An 11,771-nucleotide genomic window follows, 5' to 3' on the forward strand; every position below is an offset into this window, starting at 1 on the left:
GGTCACTGCTCCTTCCAAACTTTTCACAGCATTCCACCCGCTTGTTCTACGATAGACATGGCCTGATGATGGATGGACTCATCCACCACAGCAGTCAATAAAATATCGCGGCCCGTAGGCCCACCCTGTCCTCCGTCACTCATGCCACTGGCAACAGGATCAGCCGCAGCCAGTATCGCCGGACTGCGATCTGTAAATTCTACTCCCTGCGTTAGTGAAGACAAGCTGTTAATCTGTCCCGAAAACACAGGCAGTCCGGCGTTGCCCGTGGACTGCCGCGGATACCGGCTAAAGCGATCTATCGACATATCCGTTACCCGGAGAGCTTCCAGTTTTCTCGCGGCTCCCTGTGCTTCCTCAGGACTTTTGAAATACGCCAAAATATTTTTTTCGCCCATTCCAAAATCCCCCTGTGTAGTAATTGAGCGCAACGCTTGTTTGAGAACATGGATCATTACGCTTTGTTATAGCCTGCTCATTGGCAAGAATTTATATTCTCCACGAAAGGCTAAATGGATACAGGCGTTATCGAGAACAGCAGGGCAAGACTGTGAATTAAAGTTTGTGAAGAACATAACTTTTACAGATGTAAATTAGCAGCTGGAGCTTCACCTGACATGGCTACTCCTGTCTCCCAGGCTGCACGAATAACTGCATCCCGTACCTTTTGAACCACCTTCGGATTAAAAACATCCGGTATGATATAAGTTTCACTTAGCTCCTCAGGGCAAATGGCATCAGCGATGGCAAGCCCGGCAGCCAGTTTCATCTCCTCGTTAATCGTCTTGGCATGGCAATCCAGAGCACCCCGGAAAATTCCTGGGAAGCACAGCACGTTATTAATTTGGTTAGGAAAATCGGAGCGGCCGGTAGCAAGCACACGCACATAAGGTAAGGCTACGGTCGGATCAATTTCTGGCTTCGGATTCGCCATAGCGAACACTATAGGATCAGTTGCCATGCTTTGTATATCTTCCACAGTCAGTATATCTGGACCCGACACACCAATGAACACATCAGCTCCCACAATCACCTCAGATAAGCTTCCACTTAAATTATGCGGGTTAGTCATGTTCGCAAATTCTGTCCAATGCGGGTTACTGTATTCTACACCACGATGAATGGCTCCTTGTCGATCAACGCCAATCAGATTGCGCACCCCTGCCTTGAGCAGCATGCGCGAGCAGGCCATACCCGCCGCACCGATACCAGCAAATACTACTTTGATATCTTCCATTTTTTTGCTGCATACCTTTAGTGCATTGACCAGACCCGCTAATACAACGACTGCTGTCCCATGCTGATCGTCATGAAATACTGGAATGTCGAGTTCCTGCTTCAACCGTCTCTCGATCTCAAAACAGCGTGGCGAAGATATATCCTCCAAATTAATGCCGCCAAATGCTGGAGCGATCATTTTGACAATTTGAACAATCTCATCTGGGTCCTTTGTATTGAGACAGATGGGGAATGCGTCGACACCTGCAAACTGTTTGAACAGCACCGCTTTACCTTCCATCACAGGCATAGCAGCCTCTGGTCCGATATCCCCTAATCCAAGGACCGCCGTCCCATCTGAAACGACCGCTACTGTATTTTTTTTAATTGTTAATTGGAACGCTTTGGCTGGGTCATTGGCAATTTCCATGCAAATTTGGGCCACACCTGGCGTATAAACTTTGGACAACCCCTCCATTGTTTCAATTCGTTTCTTGGGTAAGGTCTCCATTTTGCCACCTTCGTGTAATTCTCTGATTTCATCTGTTAAACTGCTCATGTTTCTCTCCGTCCTCTCATTAAGTTTATTTAATTAGACTGTTATATCTAGGTTGAAACTCATTAGCTCCAAAATTGGAGTAACAAGGTGGCTAAAATGACCGTGCCTGCTCCTCCAATCCGTGTTGCAATTTGGGCAAAAGGCATCAGCTCCATCCGATTGGATGCAGACAGAATGGCTACATCGCCTGTGCCCCCTAATCCGCCGCGACAACTGGTCACTAAAGCAGCTTCTACGGGATACATGTGAATCCATTTTCCAGTGAAATATCCAGTAACAATCAACGCAACCACTACAGATGCGCAGGTGATCGCATACGGAACCGTTAAAATTCCTACTACACTATCTAATGGCACATACAAAATACCTAGCCCTACCATCAGAGGCCACGTCAGACTAGCCGTGATACATTTATACAAATGAAAAGCTCCCTGCTCCAATGAGTTCGGCATGATCTGAATACACTTAATTAATGCCGCCGCCAGAATCATGAGGATCGGTCCTGGAATATGGAGATACGGCTCCAGCAGCTTACCCACAATAAAGAAAGTGCAGGCTAACAGCAGACCTCCTCCCATTAACGGAAAAGAAACAGATTGTCCCAAGTTTACCGGAGCCAACTTACCTTCTCCTTTCTCAAGTTTCAACAACTTCCCGTTACCAGAAGTGTTTGGTTTTTTCTCCGCTAATCTTTTCAAGACACCTGCACCTATGATTGCAACTATGTTACCGATAATTGCAGCCGGGATAAACTGGGATACGAATACCGCAGAATCCTTGCCCAGTACCATTCCATACGAAATGGACAACGGTAAAATGCCTTCTCCAATTCCACCGGAAATAATCGGAATGATGATGAAAAAAAATGTGTGATAAGCACTATAGCCAAAAGCCATACCCACCACCATACCAACGGCGACCGCAGCAATAGACCCTATAATAATGGGGGCAAAAATTTTGACAATTCCATTCAGCAGCATTTTGCGATCCATACCAAGAATGCTTCCTGTTACGAGACATGCGATGTAGAAATAAAGAAAATTTGAGGTTTTCATAAGCGTATGCACAGCTCCCATGGCAGATGGACTGAACATATTCCAAAATACCATTAACGATGGAACCATAAGGGATAGAATGGCTGGCCCGCCTATATGTTTGAGTAAGGGAAGTTTGGCCCCCAGATCACTGAGCAGTATACCTAAAATCATGATGACGGCAAACCCGCCCAACAGATCGTTCGGAAGTCTTTCTGTAATTGCTGCCGCATAAACAATCAACGCGATCACAATATACAGCGGAAGAGGAATAACTCCCACCTTTACCCTGCCCAGCATCCTAAACCCATCTAAAGTATTTTTACTCCATCTTTGCTCCTTTTGAATGACAGGCTGGTTTGTAGCATTTTCCATAAATCTCCCTCCATAAAGTGAAGAATGATGATCATGTTCCCATTCTACACTATGGAAAACGCTTTATTTGGTTTTAAAACTAAGAACTAACTTTTGTAACTAAAGTAATCAGAAAGAAGGTTAAATATAACTATTAATGATTCCTTCTGCCTGCGGCAACACCTGGTATTGGTAAACAGGACGTCCAATAGTACCATAGATGGTTTCCATAGAGAGCACTTCAATCTCTGTCATAAAAGCCAGATACTTGCGCATAGATACCCTGGAGATCCCTGCACTCTCCGCAATATCCTCGGTGGAAAATAGAGCTTTATGATGCTGCTGGATACAATTCCATATCATAGCCAGCGTGGATTTCGTTATCCCCTTGGGCAACCGTGCCAAGTCTTTAGTGATGCTTTTGTGATAAATTAGTCGGTCCAGCTCTTCCTGTGACAGTAGACTGCGCTCACGCACAATACTAATGTGCTCTCGGTACCCGGTCAGGGCCTCTAGAAAACGGTTAAAGTGGAAAGGCTTGATCAAATAGTCCACCGCGCCGAAGTTCATCGCTTTTTTGATACTGCTCATGTCACTTGCAGCTGAGATGACAATAACATCCACATTCACTCCAGCCTCCCGTATGAATGACAGTAAATCGAGGCCATTGCTTTCTTGCATATACACGTCCAGCAATATCAGATCAAGCGCTTGTTCAGCTATATATTTCTTAGCTTCTTCCACTGAAGAAGCCCAGCCGCCACATTGAAAGCCCTCTACCTGCTCTATATATTTACGATTAAATTCCGCAACCATCGGATCATCTTCTACAATTAGGACATTAATCATGTTTATCATTCCCCGCTATACTGTATGGAATTGTAATCTGAAAACAGCACCCTTGCTCGACAGGGATCAATTTAACACTTCCTTGCAGCCTCTTTACGCTTTGCGTCACCAGATAAAGCCCCATCCCTCGTGACTCTCCCTTGGTCGAAAAGCCTTTTTCAAAAATAGTCTCCCTAAGGTCCTCCGGTATACCCGGACCATTGTCGCACATGATACAGGTCAGACAGCCATTCTGCCGGTTTTCCTCATAATAAAGTGAAAGGGTAATCCGCTTAGGCTCCAGAGATTCCATCGCCTCCACTGCATTATCAAACAGGTTGCCAAGAATAGTAATCAGTTCATGTGTCGTTTGGGTTTGACTGGATTCAGGCAAGTGACTCCCCGGAGTCAGTTCAAAACTTACCCCTGCCTCTCTGGCCCGGCTTAATTTTCCTAACACAAACCCCGCCATAACTGGGTCCCTAAGCTGCCGGGTAATGGAACCAATTTCTACTTGATGGTGCTCGACGGCATCCATAATATAGTGCTCCAGTTTATCATACATTCGCAAGTGTACCATGCCCATAATGACATGCAGCTTGTTCATAAATTCGTGAGCCTGCGCACGTAGTGCTTCTGTGTACAGAGAAACTCCTGTCAAACGTTCCGCAAGCTGATTCATCTCCGTCTTATCCCGAAAGGTTACAATGGCTCCGACAATGGCTCCTTTGACCCGGATCGGAACACTGGTCGTCAGCAAGGTGATCCCACCCAGCTCCATCTCCTCATCCATCCGTGGAGTGCTCGCTTCCAGCACCTCTTGCAATCGGAAAGCAGATAAATACACAGTAATTTCCTGTCCAGAGAATGAAAAATCTTCAATCCCCGCTTGCCTGAGTAGACGGATCGCTTCTGCATTCATCAGCATGATACGACCGCCTTCATCCACCGCGATGACTCCTTCCTTGATGGACTGCAACATCGCGCTGCGTTCCTCCAGCAAACGTGCGATTTCCGGCGGCTCCAGACCGACCAGCATATTTTTGATTTTTCGAGCCAGCACAACAGCTCCTCCTGTGCCAATCAACATCCCGATACCAATGACGATAGCAATAAGACGGGTGTTACCTTCCTGGGCTCTCTGTACATCTTGCATGGATATACCGACTACAATCGCCCCTACCTGCTTTCCCGTTATACTAAATATGGGGGAAAAAGCCCGCATGGACATGCCCAGTGTCCCCTTTGCAACGGACACGCTCTCCTGACCATGAAGGGCAGTATACTCATCTCCTCCAACAAAGGCTTTGCCGATCTTCCTAGCATCCGGGTGTGTTCTACGAATTCCCTTCATATCCATGACCACGACAAATTGGACATGATTCGCCGATGAAACCTTCTTCACATATTCCTGCATGGCAGGAGAATAATGGGTCTGTTGCAATTGCTCAATAATAAGCGGTGTATGAGCGAGTGTACGCGCTATGGACATGGCCTTGTCTTCGAGCCCCTTCTCCGTTTCATACTCAACTCTCTCCGCAAATAACAGGGTTACGGGCAGAAGCACAAGTGCCATAACCAAGCAAACTAGCAGCGTTATTAGACCTCTAAGCTTTAACAGCGGCTTGCCACGACGCAGCCTTGGCCGTATTTTTTTGATGGAACTCACCCCTTTTCTACTTGCGAGAAACTCATAGTTCAACTGCTTATACAAAAATGGTTATGTATGTGTTTACGTAAACATAAAAAAGGGGAGCTATCCCGCACTGCGGAATAGTCCCCTCGAATTCATGGTTGAAGCTCCGCGATTTCGGCTTTGGCTTAGTCGCCTCGGAAGGCGCGCTTCACACGGTCAAAAAAGGACTGCTCATTCTCATGTGTCTGCTCTCCACTAAGCGAAGAGAACTGACGCAGCAATTCCTTCTGTTCCTCACTCAGATTGCTAGGCGTTACCACAACTACCTTAATATGCTGGTCACCTTGACCTACGCCGCGCAGTTTTGGTACACCCTTTCCTTTAAGACGGAAATAAGTGCCTGTTTGCGTGCCTGCCGGAACTTTCAGCTTCACTTTCTCAGTCAACGTCGGAATTTCAACCTCATCTCCCAACGCTGCCTGCGAGAACGTCAGCGGAATTTCACAGTAGATGTCGTCTCCCTCACGCTCAAAGAAGTCGTGCGACTTCACACGGAATACGACGTACAAGTCGCCTGCCGGTCCTCCGTTGACCCCGCCTTCGCCTTCACCGTTGATACGCATTTGTGCGCCATCATCCACACCCGCTGGAATGCGGATATGAATTTTACGTTTTTTGCGGACACGACCTGATCCACTACAAGTCGTACATTTCTCTTTGATGATTTTACCAGAACCGCCGCAATTGGAGCAGGCGCGTCGATTAACCATGCGACCAAACGGTGTATTCTGCACCACTTCTTCCTGTCCACTGCCGTGGCAGACGGAACAGGTCTGTGGTTTAGTACCCGCTTTGGCTCCTGTACCATGACACGTATCGCATGTTTCCGTACGTTCAATTTGAATGTCGGTTTCTTTACCAAATACCGCTTCTTTGAATTCAATCGTCATCGTATATTGAAGATCGTTCCCTCGTTGCGGTGCATTCGGATCACGTCGACCGTTGCCGCCACCAAAGAACATATCAAAAATATCACCAAATCCGCCACCGAAGTCGGCACCGCCGAAGCCGCCTCCCATGCCCTGATTCGGGTCTACATGACCGTATTGGTCATATCTTGCCCGCTTCTGGCCGTCACTGAGGACATCGTAAGCTTCTTTTACTTCTTTAAATTTTGCTTCAGCGTCCGCAGCCTTGTTCACGTCCGGATGATACTGACGCGCAAGCTTACGGTAAGCCTTTTTGACTTCCTCATCCGAAGCACCTTTTGCGACACCTAGCACCTCATAATAATCACGCTTATCAGCCAATGTTCCACCCCCATGCCTACAACGTGTCTGCACTACATATAAAAGGAAAGCCAAAGGCGCGGGATGACCCGGCTTTGACCTTCCCATCATTTCAAGGCAGTACAACCCGTAATATGCTTATTTATCTTGGAAATAACGGTTACCCTTAGGCTAATTGTTATTTATCAAGGCAGCTACGCTGCTAATTACTGTTCAGTATATCATAACGCACCGGTATACCGTAAAGTTGCCACTACCCGATCCGTTGCTTAATCTTTCTTCTGATCTTCGTCAACAACTTCATAGTCCGCATCAACTACATTGTCACGGCCTTTGCTGTCTGCTGCTCCTTCTTGAGCTTGTGCTGCTTGAGCGGCTTGCTCATACAATTTCACAGACAATTGCTGAACGATTTCAGTCAGTTCTTCAGTAGCTTTTTTGATGTCTTCCAGGTTGTCGGATTCCAGCGTTTTTTGCAGATTTTCTTTAGCTGCATTGGCTTTTTCGACTTCACCTGCATCCGCTTTTTCGCCCAGATCTTTAATCGTTTTGTCTACGGAGTAGATCAGTTGGTCTGCAGCGTTTTTCGCTTCTACCAGATCTTTGCGTTTCTTATCTTCTTCCGCATGCAACTCGGCATCCTTCATCATACGTTCTACTTCCTCGTCGCTCAAGCCGCTGGAAGAAGTGATCGTAATTTTTTGGCTTTTGCCTGTGCCTTTATCTGTAGCAGAAACGTTCACGATACCGTTCGCATCTAGATCGAAGGTAACTTCGATTTGCGGTACACCACGTGGTGCTGGAGGGATATCTCCCAATTGGAAACGGCCCAGTGTTTTGTTGCCTGCTGCCATTTCGCGTTCACCTTGCAGTACGTGAATTTCTACGCTAGGCTGATTGTCGGCATATGTCGAGAATACCTGCGATTTGCTCGTAGGGATTGTCGTGTTGCGTTCAATCATTTTAGTGAATACGCCACCTGCGGTTTCGATACCGAGGGACAGTGGAGTTACGTCAAGAAGAACGACGTCTTTCACATCACCTGTCAATACACCTGCTTGAACGGCCGCACCCAAAGCTACCACTTCATCAGGGTTTACGCCTTTGTGAGGCTCTTTACCTGTCAGCTTTTTGATTGCTTCTTGTACAGCTGGAATACGTGTGGAGCCGCCGACCAGAACGATTTTATCGATGTCGCTAGCACTCATGCCTGCATCTTTCATCGCTTGACGAGTAGGTCCCAAAGTACGTTCTACCAGATCTGCGGACAATTCTTCAAACTTCGCACGAGTCAGGTTCAACTCCAAGTGCTGTGGAACGCCGTCAGCTACGGTGATAAACGGCAAGGAAACAGTTGTTGTCAATACGCCGGACAGTTCCTTTTTCGCTTTTTCTGCTGCGTCTTTCAGACGTTGTACAGCTGCTTTATCTTTGCTCAGATCAATACCTTGATCTTTCTTGAACTCATTTACAAGGTAATCAATAATCACTTGGTCAAAGTCATCGCCACCCAGCTTGTTGTCGCCGCTTGTAGCTTTAACTTCGAAGAAACCATCGCCAAGTTCCAGAATGGATACGTCGAATGTACCGCCGCCCAAGTCATATACAAGGATTGTTTGGTCTTCGGATTTTTCCATACCATATGCCAATGCAGCTGCTGTTGGCTCATTGACAATCCGCAAAACTTCCAGACCGGCAATTTTACCTGCGTCCTTAGTTGCTTGACGTTGACCGTCATTGAAATAAGCAGGAACAGTGATAACTGCTTGAGAAACCGTTTGGCCTAGGTATGCCTCAGCATCGGCTTTCAGCTTTTGCAAAATCATAGCGGAAATTTCCGGTGCAGAATATTCCTTACCATCAATGTTTTCTTTGTGACTTGTACCCATGTGACGCTTGATGGACATAATTGTACGATCCGGGTTTGTAATGGCTTGGCGTTTTGCCGTTTCCCCTACAATACGCTCCCCATCTTTTTTGAAACCGACCACGGAAGGGGTTGTGCGTGCGCCTTCCGGATTTGGAATAACGACGGCTTCGCCGCCCTCCATAACAGCCACACAAGAGTTGGTTGTACCTAAGTCAATACCGATTACTTTGCTCATCGGACAATTCCTCCTTCTGTATATACGAGGCCCTCAGGCCAGAATAGTTGATCAGAATGATGTAAGTCTAATGTATATAGAAAAAGTTACATGCTAACTTTTACCATTGCTGGACGAAGCACCTTGTCCTTCAGCATGTATCCCTTTTGTACCTCTTCAACAACAATGCCTTCATCATGCTCTTCGCTCTCTACCTGCATGATAGCCTGATGGAAATCAGGGTTAAACGGTTGTCCAACCGCATTCATGGCCGTTACTCCCTCTGCCTGAAGCACACTCTCAAACTGGCGGAAAATCATTTCCACCCCTTTCGTGAATGACTCAGACTCTGCTCCTTGCGATGCTGTTGCCAGTGCACGCTCGAAGTTATCCAAAACAGGTACTAACTCGGTAACCAGCTTCATAGACGCATATTTGGCAAGCTCTTCCTTTTCTTTCAGCGTACGACGGCGAAAATTGTCAAAATCCGCCTGTGCACGCAGTAACCGCTGCTGATGCTCCTCAGCCTCTGCACGAAGTTTGGCCACCTCTGTGTCTTCTACCTCGGCTTCCAGTGCTGCCGCTTCATTCACCGGCTCTTCCTGCTGGCTCGTTTCGGCGGCTTCCTCTGTGCTTACATTTTGTTGTTTTTCATCTTGGAACGCTTGTTCTTCCTTCAAAATGTTTCACCTCCTTCAAGTTGTAACTCCCCTTACAAAAGCACGCAACAATGCACCCGCGCAGGATACAAACCGTATCCCAGCGCGGAACATGTAGGACCGCAATCTGTGCGATGCGATCTTGTTTTATTTAAACCGTTGCGTTAGCATTGCGGTCAAATCCTTAGACAGGATACCCAAAATATTAATAACTCTCGCATATTCCATCCGCGTCGGCCCCAATATACCTATCGTGCCCAACGCTTCTCCGTCTACTGCATATGTAGCAGTAATCAGGCTGCAGTTAGCAAACGCCTCATGATTATTTTCCGTACCGATGCGGACTTGAATTTCAGGTGCTCCGGCTACAGGGGTCATCAGTTTAAGCAGCGTTGGTGTTTCCTCCAGCAGATCAAGAATATGTTTAACCTTCTCAACATCTTTAAATTCAGGCTGATTCAGCATGTTCGTCGCACCGCTTAAATACAAGCGCTGATCTGATTCATTATCGAGTGCTTTATCCAGCACCTTCATAGCGTCCTCAAAATGAGATACATGCTTCTCCATTTCCTGACCAAGCGCGGTGTAAAGGCGTGATTTAAGCTGATAAATCGGCACGCCGACCAGCTTGCTGTTCAACAAATTCACAACCTTCTCCATCTCGGAGATTGAGATTCCTGGTGGAATATCCACCGTTTTATTCTCCACCTGACCTGTATTGGTCACGATAATCGCCACTGCCGTCGTTTCGTTGAGCGGCAACAGCTGAAAATGACGCAACGAAGTATGAAAAACCTCCGGCCCAAGCAGGATGGAAGTATAATTGGTCATATGGGACAAAATGCCTGATGCATGCTGGATCACTTGTTCCATTACATTCAGCTTTTCGGCGTAAAAGGCTTTTAGTTCCCGCATTTCCACAGGCTTAAGTGTATTTAGCGGCACCAAATGGTCCACATAATAACGATAGCCTTTATGAGACGGGATGCGTCCCGCAGAAGTATGGGGTTGCTCCAGATAGCCCTGTTCCTCCAAATCCGACATTTCATTACGGATCGTAGCTGGGCTGAATCCGACATCCTGCCTTTTGGATATGCTGCGGGAACCCACTGGCTCAGCCGAACGGATGTAGTCATCAATAATCGCATTCAAAATGAGTCTCTGACGTTCGGTTAACAAGCGAATCCCCCCTTATCGTTTATCCATAATAGCATGATTGTTAAATGGAATCATTAGCACTCGTTCGCGATGAGTGCTAACTGATAATACAAAAATACCAAACCGACCTGATCATTGTCAAGTCAGATCAGTATTTTCAATAAACGATATTTATTACATCCATTTTTGATTACTATGGCAAAACAGAGCGTTTGCAATTTTTCACGTAAAACCTCATTATTCATCATATCCAAACCGTATTTATCTATAGGACAGAAAACAGAAAAATTTGAGATGGTGTCCCCAAGCTGTTTTAACTTCATTGCCCTAAAGGAGGAATGAGATCTGAGAAGCCAGCCCCGTAACCTTTTATACGCCCTAATCGCACTCTTACCCACCATTTGTATGTTTTACATTTTGATTGAATTGTTTCCGTACACAGGACTTGGCAGAATAGTTGCTTTGCCACTAACTTTTATTCTGAACGCTGCTCTTATGATTTCCGTAATCCATCTAATTCGTAAATTAAGAACTCTGTGGTGTGTCTTTATCCTGGTCCCTACCATTCTGTTAAGCATGTGGAATACCATTTTATTTTACCCACAAGAATTTAGTCCAAGTATTCCCAAGCAAATAAAATATAGTGTTACAGCTATATCACATTATGATGATTTAACACCAGCCGATTGGGAAGAGTACACATATCGTCCAAGCCAAACCGGAGAGTCTGAAAAATACGTTGTCGCCTTGTATAAATACAAACATCAAGTGCCGTTAGATGGCACTACATACTTTTATAATGATACGGATTATTACGGGGAACATCCCATAAGCAGCCTGAGTGAAATACCCTCGGAACTGAAGCCTCATCATCAATTCATTTGGTGGCTGCTCCAAACCTTCGAGAAATGAACAAGGGCAAACATTACAAGCTGCAATACATACGCACAAC

At 46.2% G+C, this 11,771-nt stretch carries 10 protein-coding genes; 1 reads left to right on the forward strand and 9 read right to left on the reverse strand.

Annotated features, from left to right (window positions below):
* Window positions 1-23: 23 nt before the first annotated feature.
* The 9 genes from ACQQ6X_RS06790 to hrcA form a co-directional block, all read right to left on the reverse strand.
* The gene (locus ACQQ6X_RS06790) at window positions 24-398 is read right to left on the reverse strand and encodes a hypothetical protein (protein WP_063210074.1); all 375 of its coding nucleotides are present in this window, start codon (window positions 396-398) and stop codon (window positions 24-26) included.
* Window positions 399-580: 182 nt separating this feature from the next.
* Window positions 581-1,777, reverse strand: coding sequence for an NAD(P)-dependent malic enzyme (locus ACQQ6X_RS06795; RefSeq protein WP_305164696.1), 1,197 nt, complete (start codon window positions 1,775-1,777; stop codon window positions 581-583).
* Between the two features lie 62 nt (window positions 1,778-1,839).
* A complete protein-coding gene (locus ACQQ6X_RS06800; protein WP_305164697.1) occupies window positions 1,840-3,186 on the reverse strand; it encodes a 2-hydroxycarboxylate transporter family protein in 1,347 nt (448 codons plus the stop codon).
* 120 nt (window positions 3,187-3,306) lie between these two features.
* Window positions 3,307-4,014 (reverse strand): two-component system response regulator DcuR, encoded by a 708-nt coding sequence (gene dcuR / locus ACQQ6X_RS06805; protein WP_305164698.1) that lies wholly within the window; start codon window positions 4,012-4,014, stop codon window positions 3,307-3,309.
* Window positions 4,007-5,662: a DcuS/MalK family sensor histidine kinase gene (gene dcuS, locus ACQQ6X_RS06810; RefSeq protein WP_305164699.1), complete on the reverse strand. Its 1,656-nt coding sequence runs from the start codon at window positions 5,660-5,662 to the stop codon at window positions 4,007-4,009. The genes dcuR and dcuS overlap by 8 nt, the downstream gene beginning before the upstream one ends.
* A gap of 152 nt (window positions 5,663-5,814) precedes the next feature.
* Window positions 5,815-6,939 (reverse strand): molecular chaperone DnaJ, encoded by a 1,125-nt coding sequence (gene dnaJ / locus ACQQ6X_RS06815; RefSeq protein ID WP_149033721.1) that lies wholly within the window; start codon window positions 6,937-6,939, stop codon window positions 5,815-5,817.
* Between the two features lie 248 nt (window positions 6,940-7,187).
* Window positions 7,188-9,023: a molecular chaperone DnaK gene (dnaK, locus tag ACQQ6X_RS06820; RefSeq protein ID WP_305164700.1), complete on the reverse strand. Its 1,836-nt coding sequence runs from the start codon at window positions 9,021-9,023 to the stop codon at window positions 7,188-7,190.
* An 86-nt stretch (window positions 9,024-9,109) separates the two neighbouring features.
* On the reverse strand, window positions 9,110-9,682 hold the full coding sequence (gene grpE / locus ACQQ6X_RS06825) for a nucleotide exchange factor GrpE (RefSeq protein ID WP_064796013.1): 573 nt from the start codon (window positions 9,680-9,682) through the stop codon (window positions 9,110-9,112).
* 126 nt (window positions 9,683-9,808) lie between these two features.
* A complete protein-coding gene (gene hrcA, locus ACQQ6X_RS06830) occupies window positions 9,809-10,840 on the reverse strand; it encodes a heat-inducible transcriptional repressor HrcA (protein ID WP_305164701.1) in 1,032 nt (343 codons plus the stop codon).
* 555 nt (window positions 10,841-11,395) lie between these two features.
* Here hrcA and ACQQ6X_RS06835 point away from each other — a divergent pair.
* Complete coding sequence (locus tag ACQQ6X_RS06835; RefSeq protein ID WP_430493538.1) at window positions 11,396-11,731, forward strand: hypothetical protein; 336 nt, start codon at window positions 11,396-11,398, stop codon at window positions 11,729-11,731.
* Window positions 11,732-11,771 lie beyond the last annotated feature (40 nt).

The sequence above is a fragment of the Paenibacillus ottowii genome (assembly GCF_050516475.1).
GTDB lineage: Bacteria > Bacillota > Bacilli > Paenibacillales > Paenibacillaceae > Paenibacillus > Paenibacillus ottowii.

Bases quoted from the DNA above. Each gene is read 5' to 3' on its own strand.
- ACQQ6X_RS06790 (WP_063210074.1), bottom strand. From the start codon at position 398: ATGGGCGAAAAAAATATTTTGGCGTATTTCAAAAGTCCTGAGGAAGCA.
- ACQQ6X_RS06795 (WP_305164696.1), bottom strand. From the start codon at position 1,777: ATGAGCAGTTTAACAGATGAAATCAGAGAATTACACGAAGGTGGCAAA.
- ACQQ6X_RS06800 (WP_305164697.1), bottom strand. From the start codon at position 3,186: ATGGAAAATGCTACAAACCAGCCTGTCATTCAAAAGGAGCAAAGATGG.
- dcuR (WP_305164698.1), bottom strand. From the start codon at position 4,014: ATGATTAATGTCCTAATTGTAGAAGATGATCCGATGGTTGCGGAATTT.
- dnaK (WP_305164700.1), bottom strand. From the start codon at position 9,023: ATGAGCAAAGTAATCGGTATTGACTTAGGTACAACCAACTCTTGTGTG.
- ACQQ6X_RS06835 (WP_430493538.1), top strand. From the start codon at position 11,396: ATGTGGAATACCATTTTATTTTACCCACAAGAATTTAGTCCAAGTATT.